Annotated in this window: 18 protein-coding genes and 1 pseudogene; 10 read left to right on the forward strand and 9 right to left on the reverse strand. The window is 71.8% G+C overall.

All coding sequences use genetic code 11. The features are described from left to right. Positions 1-38 precede the first annotated feature (38 nt). The 3 genes from ACFWBD_RS32490 to ACFWBD_RS32500 form a co-directional block, all read right to left on the reverse strand. The gene (locus tag ACFWBD_RS32490; protein ID WP_385674740.1) at positions 39-632 is read right to left on the reverse strand and encodes a TIGR03086 family metal-binding protein; all 594 of its coding nucleotides are present in this window, start codon (positions 630-632) and stop codon (positions 39-41) included. 75 nt (positions 633-707) lie between these two features. After that, entirely contained in the window at positions 708-1,883 is a 1,176-nt protein-coding gene (locus ACFWBD_RS32495) for a hypothetical protein (RefSeq protein WP_385674743.1), read from the reverse strand. Next, positions 1,884-2,825: a 5-dehydro-4-deoxyglucarate dehydratase gene (locus ACFWBD_RS32500; RefSeq protein ID WP_385674746.1), complete on the reverse strand. Its 942-nt coding sequence runs from the start codon at positions 2,823-2,825 to the stop codon at positions 1,884-1,886. 253 nt (positions 2,826-3,078) lie between these two features. Between ACFWBD_RS32500 and ACFWBD_RS32505 the strand changes: the two genes are divergently transcribed. The 7 genes from ACFWBD_RS32505 to ACFWBD_RS32535 all read left to right on the forward strand — a co-directional run bounded on the left by ACFWBD_RS32505 (position 3,079) and on the right by ACFWBD_RS32535 (position 10,410). Then, positions 3,079-3,903, forward strand: coding sequence for an NAD-dependent epimerase/dehydratase family protein (locus ACFWBD_RS32505; RefSeq protein ID WP_385674749.1), 825 nt, complete (start codon positions 3,079-3,081; stop codon positions 3,901-3,903). A gap of 262 nt (positions 3,904-4,165) precedes the next feature. Further along, a complete protein-coding gene (locus tag ACFWBD_RS32510; RefSeq protein WP_385674752.1) occupies positions 4,166-4,936 on the forward strand; it encodes a DeoR/GlpR family DNA-binding transcription regulator in 771 nt (256 codons plus the stop codon). A gap of 80 nt (positions 4,937-5,016) precedes the next feature. After that, complete coding sequence (locus ACFWBD_RS32515) at positions 5,017-6,387, forward strand: ABC transporter substrate-binding protein (protein ID WP_385674755.1); 1,371 nt, start codon at positions 5,017-5,019, stop codon at positions 6,385-6,387. Continuing rightward, a complete protein-coding gene (locus ACFWBD_RS32520; protein WP_385674758.1) occupies positions 6,384-7,322 on the forward strand; it encodes a carbohydrate ABC transporter permease in 939 nt (312 codons plus the stop codon). The genes ACFWBD_RS32515 and ACFWBD_RS32520 overlap by 4 nt, the downstream gene beginning before the upstream one ends. Further along, positions 7,319-8,143 carry a carbohydrate ABC transporter permease gene (locus tag ACFWBD_RS32525; RefSeq protein ID WP_385674761.1) on the forward strand — a complete coding sequence of 275 codons (825 nt, stop codon included), beginning with the start codon at positions 7,319-7,321 and terminating at the stop codon, positions 8,141-8,143. The genes ACFWBD_RS32520 and ACFWBD_RS32525 overlap by 4 nt, the downstream gene beginning before the upstream one ends. Then, complete coding sequence (locus ACFWBD_RS32530) at positions 8,140-9,129, forward strand: zinc-dependent alcohol dehydrogenase family protein (RefSeq protein ID WP_385674763.1); 990 nt, start codon at positions 8,140-8,142, stop codon at positions 9,127-9,129. Before ACFWBD_RS32525 ends, ACFWBD_RS32530 begins: the two co-directional genes overlap by 4 nt. 93 nt (positions 9,130-9,222) lie before the next feature. Further along, positions 9,223-10,410 carry a TerD family protein gene (locus ACFWBD_RS32535; RefSeq protein ID WP_385674826.1) on the forward strand — a complete coding sequence of 396 codons (1,188 nt, stop codon included), beginning with the start codon at positions 9,223-9,225 and terminating at the stop codon, positions 10,408-10,410. Positions 10,411-10,478: 68 nt separating this feature from the next. On the opposite strand, the gene ACFWBD_RS32540 is transcribed toward ACFWBD_RS32535, so the two are convergent. The 3 genes from ACFWBD_RS32540 to ACFWBD_RS32550 all read right to left on the reverse strand — a co-directional run bounded on the left by ACFWBD_RS32540 (position 10,479) and on the right by ACFWBD_RS32550 (position 13,202). Beyond that, positions 10,479-11,051 (reverse strand): TetR/AcrR family transcriptional regulator, encoded by a 573-nt coding sequence (locus tag ACFWBD_RS32540; RefSeq protein WP_385674766.1) that lies wholly within the window; start codon positions 11,049-11,051, stop codon positions 10,479-10,481. Between the two features lie 398 nt (positions 11,052-11,449). Then, positions 11,450-12,466, reverse strand: a complete 1,017-nt coding sequence (locus tag ACFWBD_RS32545; RefSeq protein ID WP_385674769.1) for a 1-aminocyclopropane-1-carboxylate deaminase — start codon at positions 12,464-12,466, stop codon at positions 11,450-11,452. Positions 12,467-12,548: 82 nt separating this feature from the next. Beyond that, positions 12,549-13,202, reverse strand: coding sequence for a GntR family transcriptional regulator (locus tag ACFWBD_RS32550; protein ID WP_385674772.1), 654 nt, complete (start codon positions 13,200-13,202; stop codon positions 12,549-12,551). A gap of 63 nt (positions 13,203-13,265) precedes the next feature. Here ACFWBD_RS32550 and ACFWBD_RS32555 point away from each other — a divergent pair. Then, a pseudogene (locus ACFWBD_RS32555) lies at positions 13,266-13,412 on the forward strand (SDR family oxidoreductase); the annotation flags it as partial. A 21-nt stretch (positions 13,413-13,433) separates the two neighbouring features. Next, positions 13,434-13,808, forward strand: coding sequence for a YybH family protein (locus tag ACFWBD_RS32560; RefSeq protein WP_385674775.1), 375 nt, complete (start codon positions 13,434-13,436; stop codon positions 13,806-13,808). A 13-nt stretch (positions 13,809-13,821) separates the two neighbouring features. Here the strand turns inward: ACFWBD_RS32560 and ACFWBD_RS32565 are convergent, their stop codons facing one another. From ACFWBD_RS32565 to ACFWBD_RS32575, 3 genes are all read right to left on the reverse strand, one after another. Continuing rightward, a complete protein-coding gene (locus tag ACFWBD_RS32565) occupies positions 13,822-15,405 on the reverse strand; it encodes a TROVE domain-containing protein (RefSeq protein WP_385674778.1) in 1,584 nt (527 codons plus the stop codon). A gap of 362 nt (positions 15,406-15,767) precedes the next feature. Continuing rightward, positions 15,768-17,231, reverse strand: coding sequence for an alkaline phosphatase PhoX (locus tag ACFWBD_RS32570; RefSeq protein ID WP_385674781.1), 1,464 nt, complete (start codon positions 17,229-17,231; stop codon positions 15,768-15,770). Between the two features lie 176 nt (positions 17,232-17,407). Continuing rightward, on the reverse strand, positions 17,408-18,835 hold the full coding sequence (locus ACFWBD_RS32575; protein WP_385674784.1) for a hypothetical protein: 1,428 nt from the start codon (positions 18,833-18,835) through the stop codon (positions 17,408-17,410). Positions 18,836-19,121: 286 nt separating this feature from the next. On the opposite strand from ACFWBD_RS32575, the gene ACFWBD_RS32580 reads away from it, so the two are divergent. Then, positions 19,122-20,948, forward strand: a complete 1,827-nt coding sequence (locus tag ACFWBD_RS32580; RefSeq protein WP_385674787.1) for an endonuclease/exonuclease/phosphatase family protein — start codon at positions 19,122-19,124, stop codon at positions 20,946-20,948.

A 20,948-nucleotide genomic window follows, 5' to 3' on the forward strand; every position in this document is an offset into this window, starting at 1 on the left:
GCGTCTACGGCAACCACGGGTGGCCGTCCACGTCCCGGCTAGCGGGTCCACGCCGGGTCGCGCCCGCTCAGTCCGACCGCCCGGTCGAGCAGCGGGGCGTCGTCCGGGACGGGGACCACGGGGCCGAACACCCCGCTCCCGGGCTCACCCTGGGCCGCGGCGGCGGCGAGGAACCCGTACGCCGCCGACAGCGCGGCCGGGTCGGGCGTGTACTCCTGGCCCGTGGCCCGGGCCAGGTCCCAGCCGTGGATCACCAGCTCGTCGGCGGCGACGGCGCCCGCGACCGCGCCGGGCAGGTCCACGCCGCCCGCGCGGGTCATGCCGGTCCAGGCGGCCGGGTCGCGCCAGGCGTCGGCGAGCGCGTCGAGCGCCTTGGCGAGTTCCTCGCGCCGGCCGGGGCCGATCTCCGGCGCCGCGGCGTCCGGCGGGGTGTCCGTCGTGGGGCCCAGGTCCTTGCGGGCGGCGTCCCGGAAGGCGACGGCGAGGCCGGTGAGGTGCCCGAGCATGTTGCGGACGGCGCAGCCCGGGCAGGGCGTCCCGTCCGCGAGCTGCTCGTCGCGGACGCCCTCCGCGAGCCGAGCCAGAATCAGGGTCTGCGGGCCGAGGTCGAGGGTGCTTGTCGTGTCGGTCATGAAGGGTGGACCGGTCACGTCCCCGAAACTCATCGCATCCCGGCCGGTGACGGTTCTGCCGCTGCTGCGCGGCTCTCAGCGGGCGGCCAGCGCCTCGCGTACGGCCGCCAGGTCCCCGTCCGACGCCAATCCCGCGTGATACAGCCGCAGTTCGGTCGCCCCGAGCTCGCGCGCCCGCGCGAGGTCGGCGGTGAGTGTCCCCGGGCTGCCGCCCATGCCGGAGACGACGCCGAAGTTGGCGGCGACGACCGCGCCGCCCCGGCCCTGCCCGGCGAAGGGGGCCAGCAGGCCGGGCCCGTCCGCGCAGGGCACGACGACCCCGTCCGCGACGGACAGGATGTGCCCGGGGTCGACGCCCGGGTTGGCGCCGACGTGGTAGCTCACGGGGTCGGCGTGCAGCAGGATCTGGAAGCCGTCGGGCGCGGCGTCCCGTACCGCCCGCACGGCTGTCTCCTGGAGCGTGCGGGCCCTGTCGTCGCGCCACGCGCGCGTGGCCGCCGCCGTCTCCTGCCCGAGCAGCTTCTCCACCCCGGTCCAGCCTCCCTCGCCGTCCGGCGCCCCCCGCCACAGCGGCTCAAGCGCCTCCCGTACGGCGACGGCGAGCGCGTCGGCGTCCAGGCCCTGTTCGCCGTAGCCGGCCCGGCAGGCGGGGCAGAAGCAGAGCGCCATCAGGTACTGGCCGGCGTCCCCGAGGCCGACGCCGCCGGTCTTGTCGTGGGCGTGCAGGTGCTGGAGCCCGTACCAGCCGAGGGACTCCAGTTCGGTGCCGCCCGCGCCCGGGCGTACGGCGGCCTCGGCGGCGAGGTCGACGAGGTACGCGCGCGTGTCGGGCTGGGCGATGCAGGGGGCCCACGGGTAGCGGTCGCCGTAGGCGTTGACGACCGAGGTGTCCGGATGGTCGGCGCCCAGCCGGGAGTTGTGCGCGAGGACCACCCAGGTGTGCACGTCGAGCCCGGCCCGCGCGAGCGCTTCGGCGGCTTCGCCGTAGGCGTCGCCGGGGGCCCAGTCACCAGCCGGGTACGGGCGCAGGGCGCGGCCCTTCCAGCGGTCGCCGGCCGGATCGGTCGGGTACAGCACGGCCGCGTGCTCGGCGGTGACGATGCGGTGGCGCGGGTGGCGGGGGGTGAGGGCGCGGGTGGAGTGGTAGGCGGCGGCGAGGGTCACCTGTTCCACGCCGAGCGCGGCGATCCGGGCCGGCGCCTCGGGATCGCCGGTGACGTCCCAGGGATAGACGAATGTCGACGCCCTCACTTACCTGTCCTCCTCCAGCAGCGCGTAGCCGCGTTCGATCACCTGGGCGAGCTGCTTGACGTGATCCTCGCTCGGTTCGTGCAGCGGCGGGCGCACTTCGCCCACGTCGAGGCCGCGCAGCCGGACCCCGGCCTTGACGAGGGAGACGGCGTAACCGCGGCCCTGGGCCCGCAGTTCGACGAACGGCCGGTAGAAGCCGTCGAGGAGGCGGTGGGCGGTGGTGTCGTCGCCGGTGGTGAGGGCCCGGTGGAAGGCGAGGGCGATCTCGGGGGCGAAGCAGAACACGGCCGAGGAGTAGAGGGTGACGCCGAGTGCCCGGTAGGCGAGCTGGGTCTGTTCGGCGGTGGGCAGGCCGTTGAAGTAGAGGAAGTCGCCGGGGACCTCGGTGCGGACGGCGCTGATGGTCCGCTGCATCAGGTCGAGGTCGCCGAGGCCGTCCTTGAGGCCGATGATCCCCTCGGTGCGGGCGAGTTCGACGACGGTCCGCGGGGTGAAGACGGCGTTGTCGCGCTGGTAGACGACGACCGGGAGGGCCGTCGCGGCCGCCACCTCCCGGTAGTGGCGCAGCAGTCCCTCCTGGGCGGCGACGACGAGGTAGGGCGGCATGGCGAGCAGGCCGTCCGCCCCGGCCGACTCGGCCAGTCTCGCGTAGCGCACGGCGAGCGCGGTCCCGTAGCCGGCGCCCGCGACGACCGGCACCCGCCCGGCGGTCTCGGCCACGGCCGCCCGCACACAGGCCTCGAACTCCTCCGGGGCGAGCGCGTGGAACTCCCCGGTCCCGCAGGCCGCGAAGACGGCGGCGGCACCCGCCTCGACGCCGCGGCGGACGTGCGCGCGGTAGGTGTCGAGGTCGAGGGAGCCGTCGGGGCCGTAGGCGGTGACGGGGAAGAACAGCGGTCCGCTGGGAACGCGGAGGCGGTCGGCGAGCGGGGCTGACGTCACGGGCTCTCCCGGGTCCATAACGGGTCCATATCCTTGAGCGGCGTCCATATTCCTGAACAACCTCACGCTAGGGTGCCCGATCGAGCCGGGTCAAGCGTGCAATCCCCCGAGACACCAGCACTTTTGCCACACGCGCGGGACACTTGACGGGTGCGGCCGCCGCTCCATAGCGTGTCCATGAATGTGAACTACGGCCACACATGCGTCCGCCCTACAGTGATCCCCTCTCACCGCGATCCAAGGAGACCCGAGGATGCCCGCTCCGCGCACCGTCCTGCTCACCGGCGCCGCCGGCGGCCTCGGCACCCTGATGCGGGAGCTGCTGCCCGCCTACGGCTACGAGCTGCGTCTGCTCGACCTGCGTCCGGTCGGCGACGCGCCGGAGGCGATCGTCGCGGACCTGGCCGACCGGGAGGCGGTCCGCGAGGCGGTGCGGGGCGTGGACGCGATCATCCACCTCGCGGGCATCTCCCTGGAAGCCCCCTTCGAGAAGATCCTCGCCGCGAACATCGCGGGGACGTACAACCTGTACGAGGCCGCCCGCGAGGAGGGTGTGCGGCGCGTCGTCTTCGCCTCCTCCAACCACGCGGTCGGCTTCACCCCCCGCCCGAGGGGCGGCGCACCGCACGACGCGGGCGAACTGATCCCGATCGACACCCCGCACCGCCCGGACACCTTCTACGGCCTGTCCAAGTCCTTCGGCGAGGACCTCGCCCAGCTCTACTGGGACAAGCACGGCCTGGAGAGCGTGTCGGTGCGCATCGGCTCCTGCTTCGCCGAGCCGACCAGTGTGCGCATGCTGTCGGTGTGGATGAGCCCGGCCGACGGCGCCCGCCTGTTCCACGCGGCCCTGACCGCCGAGAACGTCGGCCACACCGTCGCCTACGGCTCCTCCGACAACACCCGGCTGTGGTGGGACCTGAGCACCGCGCGGGCGCTCGGCTACGACCCGCAGGACGACTCCGAGCCGTACGCCGAGAAGCTGATCGCCGAGCAGGGCGAGCTGGACCCCGAGAACATCGCCCACGCCTACCTGGGCGGCCACTTCGTCAGCGACCCGCCGATCTGGCCGTACTGACCGGAAGGCGGACCTCGCGAACGGCGGGCGGGCACCGAACGGGCCCACCGCCGCCGTATCCGGGCACCCGCCCTGCCCGATCCCACCCGCCACCCGGCTGCTCCCCAGGTCCGAGCCGGGCGGACCGCGCCGGAAACGGGCCCACCCGGGCAGCATCGGGCCCGCAACAGGCCTGGTCAGTGCCGCGCGCCCGCTGTAGAACTTCCCCCATGGGTCCCACCGGGCCCGAACGGGCAGGACAGCGGGAGAGCGAGGTGACGGCATGAGCCAGAGGACGGCGGAGGAGCGCCAGCGCGAGATCGTGCGCACCGCGCGCGCCACCGGCTCGGTCGACGTCGCCACGCTCGCCGCCGAACTGGGCGTGGCCAGGGAGACCGTACGGCGGGATCTGCGCGCCCTGGAGGACCACGGCCTGGTGCGCCGCACGCACGGCGGCGCCTATCCCGTGGAGAGCGCGGGCTTCGAGACGACGCTGGCCTTCCGCGCCACCAGCCATGTACCCGAGAAGCGCCGGATCGCCGCCGCGGCGGCCGGGCTGCTCGGGGACGCCGAGACGGTCTTCGTCGACGAGGGCTTCACCCCGCAGCTCATCGCCGAGGCGCTGCCCAGGGACCGGCCGCTGACCGTGGTCACCGCGTCCCTGCCGGTCGCGGGCGCGCTCGCCGAGACCGAGAACGTGTCCGTGCTGCTGCTCGGCGGCCGGGTCCGCTCCGGCACCCTGGCCACCGTCGACCACTGGACGACGAAGATGCTGGCCGGCTTCGTCGTCGACCTCGCCTACATCGGCGCCAACGGCATCTCCCGCGAACACGGTCTGACCACCCCGGACCCGGCCGTCGGCGAGGTCAAGGCGCAGGCCGTGCGGGCTGCCCGGCGAGTGGTCTTCACCGGCGTGCACTCCAAGTTCGGGGCGGTCGGCTTCTGCCGGTTCGCCGAGGTGGGCACGCTGGAGGCGATCGTGACGAGCACGCTGCTGCCGACGGCCGAGGCCCACCGGTACGCACTGCTGGGGCCTCAGGTCATCCGGGTCTGAATCCCCCGAACCACCCATTCCCGAGGGCACCGCCACGCCTCGGGGCGCCCGATACATCCCACTACGCCCAGGAGCGGTCCATGCGCACCCAGAGCCGACGGAGGCCGCGAGCCACGCTCGCCGCGGTCGCCGCAGGGACGCTGCTCGCCCCGTTGCTCTCCGGCTGCTGGGCCGGAGCCGGCGGGGCGGGTTCCGGCGGCGACTCCCTCAACGTCCTCATGGTCAACAACCCCCAGATGGCCGAGTTGCAGAAGCTCACCGCCGACCACTTCACCAAGGAGACCGGCATCAAGGTCAGCTTCACCCTGCTGCCGGAGAACGACGTCCGCGACAAGATCAGCCAGGACTTCGCCAACCAGGCGGGCCAGTACGACGTGGCGACCCTGTCGAACTACGAGATACCGATCTACGCCCGCAACGGCTGGCTGCACGCGATGGACCCGTACGTGGCGGCGGACCCCGCCTACGACGAGCAGGACGTCCTGAAACCCATGCGCGAGTCCCTCACCGGAGACGACGGAAAGCTCTACGGCCAGCCCTTCTACGGCGAGTCGTCCTTCCTGATGTACCGCAAGGACGTGTTCGCCGCGCAGGGCCTGACGATGCCCGCACACCCCACCTGGCAGCAGGTGGCCGACCTCGCGGCGAAGACGGACGGGGCCGAGCCCGGCATGAAGGGCATCTGCCTGCGCGGGCTGCCCGGCTGGGGCGAGGTGATGGCGCCCCTGACGACCGTCGTGAACACCTTCGGCGGCACCTGGTTCGACCAGGACTGGACGGCGCAGCTCGATTCGCCCGCCTTCGAGAAGGCGACGAAGTTCTATGTCGACCTGGTCCGTGACCACGGCGAGTCCGGAGCCGCTCAGTCCGGCTTCGCCGAGTGCCTCAACAACATGACCCAGGGCAAGGTCGCCATGTGGTACGACGCCACCTCCGCGGCCGGTTCCCTGGAGGCGGCGAAGTCCCCGGTCAAGGGCAAGGTGGGCTACGCCCCGGCCCCCGTGGAGCGGACCGGCGCGTCCGGCTGGCTCTACACCTGGGCCTGGGGCATCCAGAAGGCCTCCCGCAACGCCGACAAGGCCTGGAAGTTCGTCTCCTGGGCGTCGGGCAAGAGTTACGAGCAGCTGGTCGGCGAGAAGACCGGCTGGTCGAACGTGCCGGCCGGCAAGCGCGCGTCGACCTACGAGAACGCGGCCTACCGCGAGGAGGCGGCCGCCTTCCAGGACATGACGAAGCAGGCCATCGAGGCGGCGAAACCCAACGACCCGGGAGTGCAGCCGCGGCCCGCGCCCGGCATCCAGTTCGTCGGCATCCCCGAGTTCACCGACCTCGGCACCAAGGTCTCCCAGGAGATCAGCGCGGCCATCGCCGGACGCCAGTCCGTCGAGTCGGCCCTGAAGAAGTCCCAGCAGCTCGCCGAGCGGATCTCCGAGGAGTACGAGGGACGATGACCGCGACGACGACGGCCCCCGTGACCGCACCCACCGTACGCACCCCGCGCGGGCCCTCCACCCGCCTGCGCGCCTGGGCGACCCGGGCCCCGCTGCTCCCCGCCCTGGTCTTCATGATCGTGGTGACCCAGCTCCCGTTCGTGGCCACGGTGGTGATCTCCTTCTTCGACTGGAACGCCCTCTACCCCAAGGCCCGCCGCTTCACCGGGCTCGACAACTACCACCAGGTCCTGACCGACGCCGACCTTCGCCACTCCGTGTGGACGACCGTCCTGCTCACGGCGACCGTGGTGCTGGTCAGCCTGCTGCTGGGACTGGCCCTGGCCCTGCTGCTGGACCGTCGGTTCCGGGGCCGGGGCGTGGTCCGCACGCTGCTGATCGCGCCCTTCCTGGTGGTGCCGGTGGCGGCCGCCCTGCTCTGGAAGCACGTCCTCTACAACCCCGAATACGGCCTGCTCAACGGCCTGTCGCACTACGTGGGCGGCCCCCAGCCGGACTGGATCTCCGACACCCCGCTGCTCGCCGTGGAGGCCTCCCTCGTCTGGCAGTGGACGCCGTTCATGATGCTGATCCTGCTGGCCGGCCTCCAGAGCCGGGACCAGCAGCAGATCGAGGCCGCACGGGTGGACGGCGCGAGCGACTGGCAGATCTTCCGCCATCTGACCCTCCCCCACCTGCGCCGCTACCTGGAGCTGGGCGCCCTGCTCGGCTCGATCTACATCGTCCAGAACTTCGACGCGGTCTTCACCATCACCTCGGGAGGCCTCGGCACGGCGAACCTCCCCTACACCGTCTACCAGAGCTTCTACCAGGCCCATGAGAACGGCCTCGCGTCGGCCGCGGGCGTCCTGGTGGTCATCGGCTCGATCGTCATCGCGACCTTCGCCCTGCGGGTCGTCTCGTCCCTGTTCCGCGAGGAGGTGTCCCGCGCATGAACGTCGTACGCCGACGCGGCCTCGGGCTGTTGGCCTGGGTGACCGGCATCGTGTTCTTCCTGCCCGTCGCCTGGATGGCCCTGACGTCCTTCCACTCGGAGCAGGACGCGGCGACCAACCCGCCGTCCTTCGCCGCGTCGCTCACCCTCGACGGCTACCGCGAGTTCTTCGGCACAGGCGGCGGCGCGAGCCCCTGGCCCGCGCTGGTCAACTCGACGGTGGCGTCCCTCGCGTCGACCCTGTTCGTCCTGCTCCTCGCCCTCCCGGCGGCCTACGCGCTGTCGATCCGGCCGGTGAAGAAGTGGACGGACGTCCTGTTCTTCTTCCTGTCGACCAAGATGCTGCCGGTGGTGGCGGGCCTGCTGCCGATCTACCTGTTCGCGAAGAACGCGGGGCTGCTGGACAACATCTGGCTGCTGGTCGCCCTCTACACCTCCATGAACCTGCCGATCGCGGTGTGGATGATGCAGTCGTTCCTGGCCGAGGTCCCGGTGGCGGTCATCGAGGCCGCGCGGGTGGACGGGGCACGGCTGCCGACGATCCTCGCGCGCGTGGTCGCCCCGATCGCCCTGCCCGGGATCGCGGCGACGGCCCTGATCTGCTTCATCTTCAGCTGGAACGAGCTGCTCTTCGCGCGGGTGCTCACGGGTGTGGTCGCGGAGACCGCCCCCGTCTTCCTGACCGGCTTCATCACCAGCCAGGGCCTGTTCCTGGCGAAGGTGTGCGCCGCCTCGCTCGTCGTCTCCCTGCCGGTGCTCGCCGCGGGGTTCGCCGCCCAGGACAAACTGGTCCAGGGCCTGTCCCTGGGAGCCGTGAAATGAAGGCCGCCGTCATCGAGTCCGTGGGCCACGCCGTCGTCACCGAGGTCCCCGACCCGACGCCAGGGCCGCGCGAGGTGGTCGTGGAGGTCGCCGCCTGCGGTCTGTGCGGCACCGATCTGCACATCCTCCAGGGCGAGTTCGCGCCGAAGCTGCCCCTCGTGCCGGGGCACGAGTTCGCGGGCGCGGTCGTGGGGGTCGGCACGCAGGTCACCGAGGTGTCCGTGGGCGACCGGGTGGCGGTGGACCCGTCGCTGTACTGCCACGAGTGCCGCTACTGCCGCACCGGCCACGACAACCTCTGCGAACGGTGGGCCGCGATCGGCGTCACCACGGCGGGAGGCGCGGCCCAGTACGCGGTGGCGCCGGTGGCCAACTGCGTACGGCTGCCCGAGCACGTCCGCACCCAGGACGCGGCGCTGATCGAGCCGCTGTCGTGCGCGGTGCGCGGCTACGACGTGCTCCGGTCGCGGCTGGGCGCGCATGTGCTGATCTACGGCTCCGGGACGATGGGACTGATGATGCTGGAGCTGGCCAAGCGCACGGGCGCCGCGAGCGTGGACGTGGTGGACCTGAATCCGGCGCGGCTGGAGACCGCCCGCCGGCTGGGCGTCTCCGGGACGGCGGCGAACGCGGACGAGCTGGAGCGGCCGCGCGGCTGGGACCTGGTCGTGGACGCGACGGGCAACGCGGCGGCGATCCAGGACGGTCTGGGGCGGGTGGCGAAGGCGGGAACGTTCCTCCAGTTCGGCGTCGCCGACTACGCGACCCGGGTCACCGTCGACCCGTACCGGATCTACAACCAGGAGATCACCATCACCGGTTCGATGGCCGTCCTGCACAGCTTCGAGCGGGCCGCCGAACTCTTCGCGAACGGGGTGCTGGACCCGGAGGTCTTCATCAGCGACCGGATGCCTCTGGAGGAGTACCCGCGGGCGCTGGAACAGTTCGCGGCGGGGGTCGGCCGCAAGATCGTGGTGGTGCCGTAGGCCCGCGCACCTGCCATGTCCCTGCCCGGGCCCGTTCGGGTCCGGGTAAGGGAACGGCAAAGTGGTCTCGCTCGTTCACCCGGCATGACAGCTATGACCCCCGGCTCGAACATCCCTCTCCCCACCGCGCGCGTGACGGTGGACGTCGCCGCTCCGGTGCGGCTCGACGTTTCGGGCCTGCTGCTCACCGCCGACGGCAAGGTGCGCTCCGACGACGACTTCATCTTCTACAACCAGGCGAGCGGTCCCGGCGTGACCTACCGCTCCGGCGGCGGCACGGCCCCCGACGCGATCATCGTCGACACGGCCGCCGTCCCGCCGGGCATCGAGAAGATCGTCGTCACCGCCAGCCCGGACGCCGCGGGACAGACGTTCCAGGGCGTGGAACCGACGGCGACGATCCGCAGCGCGGACGACAACGGCGTGCTGGCCACGTTCACGCCCCCGCAGCTCGGCTCGGAGACGGCCCTGGTCGTCGTGGAGATCTACCTCCGCAACGGCGCCTGGAAGGCCCGCGCGGTCGGCCAGGGGTATTCCAACGGCCTGGCCGGCATCGCCACCGACTTCGGGGTGACGGTGGAGGAGCCGGCACCGGCCGCTCCCCCGCAGCAGGTCGCCCCGCCGCCCGTGCGGCAGTCCCCGGTGACCCCGGCGGCCCCGCCGATGCCCCCGGCGCCGCCCGCCGCGCCGCCCGCCGCGACGGGGAAGATCAACCTGGACAAGGGCCGGGTCAGTCTCCAGAAGAACCAGACCGTCTCCCTCGTCAAGGGCGGCCGCCCGCTGCTCTCGCAGGTCAAGATGGGCCTGGGCTGGGAGCCGGCGTTCCGCGGCAAGGACATCGACCTGGACGCCTCGGTCATCGCCTACGGCCCCCAGCGCAACCACATCGACAGCTGCTACTTCGGCAAGCTCTCCATCGTGAACGGCGCGATCAAGCACTCCGGCGACAACCTCACCGGCGAGGGCGGCGGGGACGACGAGGTGATCGTCGTCGACCTCGGCCGTATCCCGCAGGAGGTGTCCGGTCTGGTCTTCACGGTGAACTCCTTCTCCGGCCAGAAGTTCACGGAGGTCGCCAAGGCCTACTGCCGTCTCCTGGACGCCGCGACCGGCGAGGAGCTCGTCCGCTTCGACCTCACCGGCGCCGAACCGCAGACGGGCGTGCTGATGGCCAAGCTGATCCGGCAGTTCTCCGGCGAGTGGGAGATGACGGCCATGGGGGACTTCGTGAAGGCCCGCACCGTACGGAACATGGTGAAGCCGGGCGCCCAGGCCCTGTAGCCGCGTCCGGCCCCGGCCCGCAGTCGCTCAGCCAAGGGCGCCCGCCGCCACGGGGGCGCCCGCTGTCGTCACCGCGCGGGCCGCAGCCCCTCCGTCAGCAGCGACACATACCGGCGGATGGCGCTGCGGTCCCCCTTCGCCAGCTCCGACGCCGTCGCCACCCCGTGCGCGAGGCGCAGGACGTCGATCGGCTCGACGTCCGCCCGCAGGGTGCCCTCCCGCTGCGCCGCCTCCACCAGCCGGGCCGCCGCTTCCTTCATGTTCGTGCCGCAGGCGGTGACCGCGGCCGCGCTGCCGTCCGTGACGGCTGAGCCGAGCAGGGACTTCATACCGCGGACCTGGATCGTGCCGACGCACAGCTCGTTGAGCCACTCCACCAGCGCCTCGCCCGGCGGGAGTTCCCCGCCGAGCTCGTCGGCCCGCACGGCCAGCGCCTCGATCCGGTCGACGTAGGCCGCCTCCAACAGCGCCTGCCGCGTGGGGAAGTGCCGGTACAGCGTGCCGGATCCGACGCCCGCCCGCTTGGCGATGTCGTCGAGGGAGGCGCCCTCCCCATGCTCGGCGAAGGCCTCCGCCGCCACCTTCAGCAAGCGCTCGTAGTTGCGGCGAGCGTCCGCACGCATGGGCCTGACCTGCGTCATCCAGTTACTCCTTGCGAACCGGGGACTCTCTCCGTATTTTGGCAGACACTAAACGGAGAGGGTCCCCGCTTAGTGCTCTCGTCTCCGCGGGTCCACGACCAGGGTCTATTCGTGCTGCCCGCATGTTCCACCACATCACGCGGGGACACCAGACAGGGAGCACCCCATGTCCACGCCGTCCCCTTCCGCCTCGCCTGCCGACGCCTCGGCCACTGACGCCTCGACCGCTTCTTCCCTTCCACCCGCGCCACCCGGACCGGCCGCCCGGCCGCGCCCGGGCGGGCGGCGTCCCGGCGCGGCCGCCGGCCAGGACGTGGACGACGGCCTCGGACCGGAACCGGAACGGGAACGGGAACGGGAACCGGAACGGGAACGGGAACGGGAACGGCGCCAGGTCCTCAGAACAGCGCGCTGTACGCGTTCAGTGCCGGCTGCCCGCCCAGGTGCGCGTACAGCACGGTGGAGTCGCGGCCGATCTCGCCGCGCGCGACCAGGTCGATGAGCCCGGCCATCGACTTCCCCTCGTAGACGGGGTCGGTGACCATGCCCTCGGTGCGCGCGGCGAGCCGCATCGCCTCCAGGGTCGTCTCGTCCGGGACGCCGTAGACGCCGGCGTGGTACCGCTCGTCCAACTCGACGTCCTCGACGGTCAACTCGCGCTTGACACCGATGAGTTGGCCGGTGCCGTGGGCGATGCGGGCGATCTGCTCACGGGTCTCGGTGGGCTTGGCCGAGGCGTCGATCCCGATGACACGCCGGGACCGCCCGCCCGCCTCCTCCAGCGCGGCGAACCCGGCGACCATGCCGGCCTGGGTCGATCCGGTCACGGAACAGACGATCACGGTGTCGAAGAACATGCCCGACTCCCGCTCCTGCTCGGCGACTTCGCACGCCCACCCGGCGAAACCGAGTCCGCCGAGCGGATGGTCGGAGGCCCCGGCCGGGATGGCGTACGGCTTCCCGCCCGACTCCTCGACCTCCCTGAGGGCCAGTTCCCAGCTCTCCTTGAAGCCGATCCCGAACCCGGCCCGCACCAGGCGCACATCGGCCCCGGCCAGCCGGCTGATCAGGATGTTGCCGACCTTGTCGTACACCGAGTCGGGCCACTCCACCCAACTCTCCTGCACCAGAACGCACTTGAGTCCCGCGCGGGCGGCGACGGCCGCGACCTGACGCGTGTGGTTGGACTGCACCCCGCCGATCGACACGAGCGTGTCACAGCCCTGCGCGAGCGCGTCGGCGACCAGGTACTCCAGCTTGCGGGTCTTGTTCCCGCCGTACGCGATGCCGGAGTTGCAGTCCTCCCGCTTCGCCCAGAGGGCGGTTCCGCCGAGGTGGGCGGTGAGCCGTTCCAGCGGGTGGACCGGGGACGGGCCGAAGAGGAGGGGGTAACGCTCGTACGAGGAGAGGGACATGGGGCCTCCTGGAGCAGTGGGCCGCCTGGGGCGGTGGGCCGCCTGGAGCAGTGGGCGGGTCGGTCGGTCACTCGGCCACCGGTCACTCGGCCGCTCGTTCCTCGGAGTCGGCGAGATCCGCGAGGGTGCGCCAGATCTCCGCCGTGACGCGGACGGCCTCGTCCACGTCGCCTTCGGCGCAGGCCTCGATCAGCCGGCCGTGCAGTCCGGCCGAGCGGCAGGTGCCGCCCTCGCCGAAGCGCCGTCGTTCCAGCCGCCGGATGAGGGGGGTGTAGCGGGCGATGGTGGCGGCGGCCGCGCGGTTGCCGGCGGCCCGGACGAGGATGTCGTGCAGTGCGTCGTCGGCGCGCAGGGCGGCGTCCACGTCCCCGGCCCGTACGGCGGTGGCGAACCGTTCGTTGGCCGCGCGCATCCTCTCCACGTCCGCCGCGAAGAGCCGGGGCACCGCCACCCGGGTGGCCAGCTCGTGCATCGCGCCCACCACGGCCGCCGCGTCCCGTACCTCTGCGGCCACCACCGGGGTCACCCGCGTGTAGCTCTGCGGCTTGCTCTCCAGCAGCCCCTCGTCGACCAGCCGGGCGAACGCCTCCCGTACCGGCGCCCGGGACAGCCCGAGCCGCTCGGCGAGATCGGCGTCGCGCACCACCGCGCCGGGGGCGATGTCCCCGGCCACGATGGCGTCCCGGATGGCCGCGTAGGCGCGGTCCCTGAGCAGCGTGCGTGGTACAGCCTCCATGAACTGACATGTTAGATATCAGTTCGCGTCGCAGGCAAGGGCCGACCGGCACCGGGCGAGCAGACGCACGACTTCCTCGCCGCGCCGCACCCGGTCGGCCGGATGGTCGAGCAGAGCGACATCGTCGACGCGGTCGTCTACTTGGAGAACGCCCCGTTCGTCACCGGCGAGATCCTCCGCGTCGACGGCGGCATGAGCGCCGGCCACTGACCGGCGGACAGGAGCACAGCCATGAGCAGCGGTACGACGGACGACGAGGTGATCCTGCGCGGTGTCCTGGACCGGTGGAAGGCCGCCGTCGACGCGCACGAACCCGGGCGGGTCGCCGCCCTCTTCACTCAGGACGCGATCTTCCAGGGCCTGCACCCCTACAGCACGGGGAGGCCGGGAGTCGCGGACTACTACGACTCCCAGCCCCTCGGCATGACGGCCGACTACCGGTTCCTCGAGACCAGACGCCTCGCCGACGACCTCGTCCTCGGCTACCTGAACGTGGAGTTCTCGTTCACCGACCGGCCCACGATCGCCGTGTACCTCGGCGTTCTGGTGAGACGCGAGGAGGACGACTGGCACATCGGCCACTACCAGGTCTCACGGCTGGGCTAGCTTGCGCCGGCTCTCAGGCCGCCCACGGCCACCGCGTGTCGTCGGCGGCCTCGAGCAGCGGCACCATCCGGAAGGCCGCGTCCGAGAGTCCGCCGAAGGTGTGCCGGTTCCCCTTGCCCGACGGACCGTGGCCCGCGCGGTGGCCGGCCAGGTTCCAGGTGTAGACCGGCACGTTCGCCGGGACCTGGTCGGTCGGGTCGCCGTGGCGGCTCGCGGCGAACTGCTCGTCGGTGACGATCAGCACCCGGTCGTGCGCGCGGTAGTGCCGGCGCACGGCCTCGGTGGTGTCCGTACCACCGAGGTCACCGAAACGCTCCAGAATCTTCAACATGGACTCCCCCTTACGGAACTTGATCGTGTTGCTGCTGGTCCCGAACTCGACGAGGTCGGCGTCGGCCGCCCGCAGCGCGAGCGCCGTGCCGAAGATCGCCGCCGCGTCGGCCCGGTTGAGCTCGGAACGGTCCGACAGCCGTGCGTAGAACATCGAGCCCGAGCGGTCGACGAGCACCAGCGTCCGGCCGGGCAGCGCGGGCACGTTGGCCAGCGAGTGGCCGAGCGCCCGCTCCAGCGGGTACGCCCAGCGCAGCGAGGGCGCGTGCTGGTAGGCGGCGAGGTACCGGAAGGGGAACTGCCGCGAGCGCGTCACCTCCGCCGGGTCGCTGATCTTCGCCGCCACCCGCGCCGCGACCTCGTCGCAGACACCCGCCTCGTCGAAGTTGCGCAGGTTGCGGGTCGCGGCCATGGCCCCCATGGAGGGGATGACCGCCTCCCAGGCCGCCTTGTCCATCGGCCCCTGGAGCCAGCCCGCCAGCGCCTCCCACGTCATCCCCGCCGTCGCGAGCCGCTCGGCCCCGGCCTGCGAGGTGACCACCGCACGCCGGTCCGCCACGGGCAACGCCATCAGCTCGCGGTGCGCGGTCAGCACGCGGTTCGAGGCGGGCGGCACGGCGGTGTCCGGGTGGTGCCGGCGGTCCAGGGCGTACCGGAACAGCTCGCCCTGCCACGGCTTGTCCGGGTCGGGCGCCGCGTGCACCAGGTTGAGGACGTCACCGAAGCGGTAGCCCTTGGACGCGGTGTCGTACTTCAGCAGCGACCTGCCGCTGTACAGCCGTCGTACGGCGTCGGCGATCCCCCGCTTGACGGGCTTGGGGATGTTGCGGCCGTACGTCGCCGTCCAGTACGCGAGCAGCTCGCCGGGCTCGTCGGGCCGCTGGAGCACGGAGTCCACGACCTGCCGGTTCGACGGGCCTTCGGTCACGCCCGCCGCCAGGCGCGCGTGTACGTACTCGGCGGCGCCGACGACCGCGGCGGTACGGAGGTTGCCCTCGCCGCGCAGCCAGCCGAGCAGGCCGGCCGTCCAGGACGGGTCGCCGACGGCGAGTTCGCGCACCAGCTTCGTGAAGCGGTCGTCGCGGGCGGCGCCGCTCTCGTAGAAGGTCTGCTGGGAGACGAAGTCGGCCACCGCCAGCAGAAAGAGCTCGGAGCGGGCGTCCCGCTCGTGTCCTTCGCCGCCCTGGTGGGTGCGGAGCGTACGGCCCGTGGTGGTCACGGGCGAGGTGGGCCGCGTTTTCCGGGCACGGACATTGAAGCGCGCCATCGTGAATTCCCCCGAATTCAATGCTGATTGAGTCGTGTATCGGGGAGTGGCGCAGCATAGGGAGGGTGCCCGAGATCAGGAGTCGGCGACGGACTTAGCCAGATGCTCTGACCGACTGAGCTACATCGACCTGAAGTCGATGACGGGACTCGAACCCGCGACCGTCCGATCCAATGAAGTAACCGTTGCCTGCGCACCGGGCACCCACCGCATGCTGCGCCTCCCGAGATCGAGTCGGCGGCGGCGTCGATTTCTGTTGCAAAGAAGTAGCCGCAGCCTGCGCACCGGGAGGTGCGTTGTCGTGATCTCAATCTAGGAGACGCAGCACGGAAGTCGCGAGCGAATTAAGCGGTGCCGGTGAATTACCGCTGCTGGCGCTTCCAGGGCCCGGTGATCGCCAGCATGATGCCCGGGGTCTGGATGTTGGCGAAGAGGGTGTGACCGTCGGGCGAGAACGTGACGCCGGTGAACTCGCTGTACTCCGGCTCGTCCGCGGTGCCGATGTTCAGTTCGTTGCGGGCGATGGGGTAGGTGCGGCCGCTGTCGGTCGCGCCGAACAGGTGCTGGACGCCCTCGCCGTCCTCGGCGATGACGAGACCGCCGTACGGGGAGACGGTGATGTTGTCGGGGCCGTCGAAGGCGCCGTCGACGGACGGGTCGGGGTTCACGCCGAGCAGGACCTTCAGGGTCAGGGTGCGGCGCTTGGGGTCGTAGAACCAGACGGCGCCGTCGTGCTGGACGGGGCTCTCGTCACGGGCGTAGGAGGAGACGATGTAGGTGCCGCCGTCGCTCCACCACATGCCCTCCAGCTTGCGGGCGCGGGTGACCTGGCCTTCGGTGAACTGCTTGCGGACGGACACCGTCCTGGCGTCGCGGTCGGGGACGTCGATCCAGTCGACGCCGTAGACCGTGCCGATCTTCGTGGCGCGGGAGAGGTCGTCGACGAACTTGCCGCCGGAGTCGAAGCACTTGAACGCCTGGAGGACGCCGGCGTCGTCGGCGAGGGTGCGCAGCTTGCCGCGGCCGTGCCGGAAGCCCGCCGGCGGGGTCCAGCGGAAGAGCAGGCCGTTGGGGCCGGAGGCGTCCTCGGTGAGGTAGGCGTGACCGCGCTTGGGGTCGATGACGACCGCCTCGTGGGCGTACCGGCCGAACGCCTTGACGGGCCTCGGGTCGCGGTTGGCGCGGCGGTCCTCGGGGTCCACCTCGAAGATGTAGCCGTGGTCCTTGGTCATGCCGTTCTGGCCCGCCTTGTCCTCGGTCTCCTCGCCGGTGAGCCAGGTGTCCCAAGGGGTGGTGCCGCCCGCGCAGTTGGTTGAGGTGCCGGCGATGCCGACCCACTCGGCGACATGGCCGCCGGGGCGCACCTCGACGACCGTGCAGCCGCCGGCCGCCGCCGGGTCGTAGACCAGGCCCTCGGTGAGCGGGACCGGGTACGCCCAGCTCGCGCGCGGGCCCTTCAGCTCGTGGTTGTTGACGAGCAGGGTCGCGCCGCGCGGGCCGCAGAAGGTGGCGGTGCCGTCGTGGTTGGACGGGGTGGTCTCGCCGGACTCCAGCTTCGTCCTGCCGCTGTAGGTGATGACGCGGTACTTGAAGCCGGCGGGCAACGCGAGGATGCCCGCGGGGTCGGACAGCAGTGGCCCGTAGCCGACCCCGTGGTGGCCGGCCGCCGACTTCCGCGTCGCGTCCGCGGTGTCCGGCGCGGACTCGGTCTCCGTGGACGCGAGGGCGTTGGGCGCGGTGGCGAGGGCGCCTACGCTGCCCGCCAGCGCGACCCCGGCACCGGTGATCGCGGATTGTCGGGCGAAGTCCCTGCGGGTGAGCGACATGGTGTCTCCTGAGACGCGGTGAAGGTGCCGTGGAGGGTGGCGGACCTCGGTTCGGCGACACCGTCCCGCCCGTGCCTGAACAGGAGTTGAACGGGGGGCGACTTCAGGGGACCCCCTTCCGTGAATCCGTACGGATCAGGCCACGGGAGACCAAAGAGGCCCGCGCCACGGAAGCCTCATCCGCCCTGCTGGGACCGCGCCTTGAAGGCCGCCTTGCGTGCTTCCTTCGCGATGCGCTTGTCCGGATGCAGGCGTCCCATCGCCTCCAGGACGTCCGGGGTCGCCGGGTGGTCGACGCGCCAGGCCGCCGAGAAGAATCCGCCGTGCTGCTGGGCCAGCCCCTCGACGAGGGCCTGGAGCTCCTCGGAGTTGCCCTCCGCGGCGAGCTGCGCCGCCACCGTGTCGATGGTGAGCCAGAAGACCAGCTCCTCGGAGGGCGCCGGGACGTCCGTCGCGCCGAGCTCGCTGAGCCAGACGCGGGCGAGGCCGCCGAGTTCGGCGTCGTCGAGGACCTCGCGGACGGCGGGTTCGGCCTGGCCGCCGACGAGGGAGAGGGCCTGCTGGCAGCGCAGTCGGCGCAGCGGGGCGCCCGGGTCCGAGCCCCGGGCGGCGGCCAGCAACTCCCGTGCGGCGTCGAGGGGTTCGCGACGCACCAGCCATTGCTCGGTCTCGGCGAGGGCGGCGCGCGAGCCGTAGTCGGCGCTGCCGTCGAGGAGGACGTCGGCGCCCTTGTCGGCGAGGTCGCCGACGGCCGGGGCCTGGAAGCCGGCCTCCAGCAGCCGGGCCCGCAGCCCGTACACGCCGAGCGGGGTGAGCCGGACCATGCCGTAGCGGGAGACGTCGGTGTCGTCGGCTTGGGCGGCGGGCTCCTCCTCGGGGTCCGCCATCAGGTTCTCGTCGACGGGCCGGTAGGCGACGATCCCGATCGGCTCCAGCAGCCGGAACTGGTCGTCGAGCCGCATCATCGCGTCGGAGACCTGTTCCAGGACGTCGTTGGTGGGCTCTTCCATGTCACCGGGGATGATCATCGACGCGGCGAGGGCGGGCAGCGGGACCGGGGCGTCGCCGGGGCCGTCCTCGCCGGCGGTGAGCAGGTAGAGGTTGCCGAGGACGCCGTCGAGGAACTCGGCCTCGGCCTCGGGGTTCCAGTCGAGCCGGGAGAAGTCGACCTCGCCGCCCTCGTCCATCGCCTCCATCAGCTCGTCCAGGTCGGGGACGGCCGCGTCGGCGAGCACGGTCTCCAGGGCGCCGAGCCAGACGGCGAGGATGTCGTGCGGGGAACCGCCGGTCAGCAGCGCCAGGTCCTCGCCGGCCGAGACGGTGCCGGCCTCCTCGTCGGCGACCTCCACGAGCCCGGCGTCCACGGCGACCCGCCAGGCCTCGCTCGCGCAGGCGGCGGCGTCGTCCCCGGTCAGTCCCAGTACCTCGGCGGCGGGTGCCAGCTGGTCCTCGACGAGTCCGCCCCCGGCGTCGACCCGGGTGCCGGGACCGGCCCAGCGGGCGAGCAGGGCGGCCCGGGAGAGCAACGGCGTGGACAGCGCGTCGCGCGCCAGCTCCGCTTCGGGGTGCAGCCGCACCGGCGGGAGGGGGGAGCTGTCTGACATCGGCTGGTTCTCCTAGGGCGCGTGGTGCCACCGGCCCGCTGGGGGCACTGGGCCACTCAGCCTAGACGGGTATGGACCCATGCCGCCCGGTTCATCTCCCCGCCGGGCGGCGTACATGGCTGAAACCTTGACAAGTGGCGTGACCAGGCAGGAGATTGACGCGCGTAGAAATCCGATGGACATCTGTTCACTGTATTTTCTACGCGCGTCGCGTCCGCCCCGCGGATCGCGGCCCCACGTTCCACCCTCGTCCCGGCGCTCATGTACGTCCCCGGAGGGATTTCCGTTGCCGAGCAAGAAGTCCGCGCGTCTCGCCGCGCTCACCGTCGCCGCCGTCTGTTCCGCGGCCTCCACCGTCGCCCTGTCCGCGCCCGCGCACGCGGAGACGGTGGCCATCCACGACATTCAGGGCACGACCCGGCTGTCGCCGTACGCCGGCCAGGCGGTCACGGGTGTGGCCGGAATCGTCACCGGCGTGCGCACCTACGGCTCGTCCAGAGGCTTCTGGATCCAGGATCCGAACCCGGACGCCGCCCCGGCCACCAGTGAGGGCGTATTCGTCTTCACCAGCTCCGTCCCGAAGGTCGCCGTCGGCGACTCCGTCACGGTCACCGGCACGGTCTCGGAGTTCGTCCCGGGCGGCGCCTCGACCGGCAACCAGACGATCACGGAGATCACCAAGCCGACGGTGACCGTCGTCTCGAGCGGCAACGCGGTCCCGGCCGCGACGGCCGTGAACGCGAAGTCGGTCCCGGCCGCGTACACCCCGGCCGGCGACACAGCCGCGAGCAACTCGGTCAACGCTCTCACCCTGCGGCCCGGCACGTACGCCCTGGACTACTACGAGTCCCTCGAGGGCATGAACGTCCAGGTCGCCGACGCCCGCGTGGTCACCGCCACCGACCCGTACACCGAGCTGTGGGTCACGGTGAAGCCGCGCGAGAACACCAGCCGCCGCGGGGGCGCGCTGTACGGCTCCTACACCTCGCAGAACACCGGCCGGCTCCAGATCCAGTCGCTCGGCGCGACGGCCGACTTCCCCGTCGCGAACGTCGGCGACACCCTCACCGGCGTCACCCAGGGCCCGCTGGACTACAACCAGTTCGGCGGCTACACCCTCGTCGCCGGTCAGCTCGGCACGCTGAAGAGCGGTGGCCTGGAGCGGGAGACGACGCAGAAGCAGAAGAAGGGCGAGCTGGCGGTCGCGACGTACAACGTCGAGAACCTCGACCCGTCCGACGCCACGTTCGAGGAGCACGCCTCCGCGATCGTGAACAACCTGAAGTCGCCCGACATCGTGTCCCTGGAGGAGATCCAGGACAACAACGGCGCGACCAACGACGGCACGGTCGCCGCCGATGTGACGGTCGGCAAGCTGATCGACGCGATCGTGGCCGCGGGCGGCCCGACGTACGACTGGCGCTCGATCGACCCGGCGAACAACACCGACGGCGGCGAGCCGGGCGGGAACATCCGTCAGGTGTTCCTGTTCAACCCGGAGCGGGTCTCCTTCACCGACCGCGCGGGCGGCGACGCCGGCACGGCCGTCGGTGTCACCAAGGTGCGCGGCAAGGCCCAGCTCACCGCCTCCCCCGGCCGCATCGACCCGGCCGACGCGGCCTGGGCGAGCAGCCGCAAGCCGCTGGCCGGCGAGTTCGTCTTCCGTGGCCGCACGGTCTTCGTGATCGCCAACCACTTCAACTCCAAGGGCGGCGACCAGGGCCTGACCGCGCAGTACCAGCCGGTGGTGCGCAGCTCGGAGACCCAGCGCCACCAGCAGGCGACGCTGGTCAACGCGTTCGTCAAGGACATCCTCGACACGCAGAAGAACGCGGACGTCATCGCGCTGGGCGACATCAACGACTTCGAGTTCTCCGGCACCGCGCAGCTCCTCGAGGGTGAGGGCGAGCTGTGGTCGGCGATCAAATCGCTCCCCAGGAGCGAGCGTTACACCTACGACTACCAGGGCAACCAGCAGGTCCTGGACCAGATCCTGGTGAGCCCGTCGATCCGGCGCGGCTGCGGCCTCGAGTACGACAGCGTGCACATCAACTCGGAGTTCCACGACCAGATCAGCGACCACGACCCGCAGGTGCTGCGCTTCGAGCCGTAG

It is taken from the genome of Streptomyces sp. NPDC060002, from assembly GCF_042737245.1.
Classification (GTDB): Bacteria; Actinomycetota; Actinomycetes; order Streptomycetales; family Streptomycetaceae; genus Streptomyces.

Bases quoted from the DNA above. Each gene is read 5' to 3' on its own strand.
- ACFWBD_RS32490 (WP_385674740.1), bottom strand. From the start codon at position 632: ATGACCGACACGACAAGCACCCTCGACCTCGGCCCGCAGACCCTGATT.
- ACFWBD_RS32505 (WP_385674749.1), top strand. From the start codon at position 3,079: ATGCCCGCTCCGCGCACCGTCCTGCTCACCGGCGCCGCCGGCGGCCTC.
- ACFWBD_RS32510 (WP_385674752.1), top strand. From the start codon at position 4,166: ATGAGCCAGAGGACGGCGGAGGAGCGCCAGCGCGAGATCGTGCGCACC.
- ACFWBD_RS32515 (WP_385674755.1), top strand. From the start codon at position 5,017: ATGCGCACCCAGAGCCGACGGAGGCCGCGAGCCACGCTCGCCGCGGTC.
- ACFWBD_RS32520 (WP_385674758.1), top strand. From the start codon at position 6,384: ATGACCGCGACGACGACGGCCCCCGTGACCGCACCCACCGTACGCACC.
- ACFWBD_RS32525 (WP_385674761.1), top strand. From the start codon at position 7,319: ATGAACGTCGTACGCCGACGCGGCCTCGGGCTGTTGGCCTGGGTGACC.
- ACFWBD_RS32530 (WP_385674763.1), top strand. From the start codon at position 8,140: ATGAAGGCCGCCGTCATCGAGTCCGTGGGCCACGCCGTCGTCACCGAG.
- ACFWBD_RS32535 (WP_385674826.1), top strand. From the start codon at position 9,223: ATGACCCCCGGCTCGAACATCCCTCTCCCCACCGCGCGCGTGACGGTG.
- ACFWBD_RS32540 (WP_385674766.1), bottom strand. From the start codon at position 11,051: ATGACGCAGGTCAGGCCCATGCGTGCGGACGCTCGCCGCAACTACGAG.
- ACFWBD_RS32545 (WP_385674769.1), bottom strand. From the start codon at position 12,466: ATGTCCCTCTCCTCGTACGAGCGTTACCCCCTCCTCTTCGGCCCGTCC.
- ACFWBD_RS32550 (WP_385674772.1), bottom strand. From the start codon at position 13,202: ATGGAGGCTGTACCACGCACGCTGCTCAGGGACCGCGCCTACGCGGCC.
- ACFWBD_RS32560 (WP_385674775.1), top strand. From the start codon at position 13,434: ATGAGCAGCGGTACGACGGACGACGAGGTGATCCTGCGCGGTGTCCTG.
- ACFWBD_RS32565 (WP_385674778.1), bottom strand. From the start codon at position 15,405: ATGGCGCGCTTCAATGTCCGTGCCCGGAAAACGCGGCCCACCTCGCCC.
- ACFWBD_RS32570 (WP_385674781.1), bottom strand. From the start codon at position 17,231: ATGTCGCTCACCCGCAGGGACTTCGCCCGACAATCCGCGATCACCGGT.
- ACFWBD_RS32575 (WP_385674784.1), bottom strand. From the start codon at position 18,835: ATGTCAGACAGCTCCCCCCTCCCGCCGGTGCGGCTGCACCCCGAAGCG.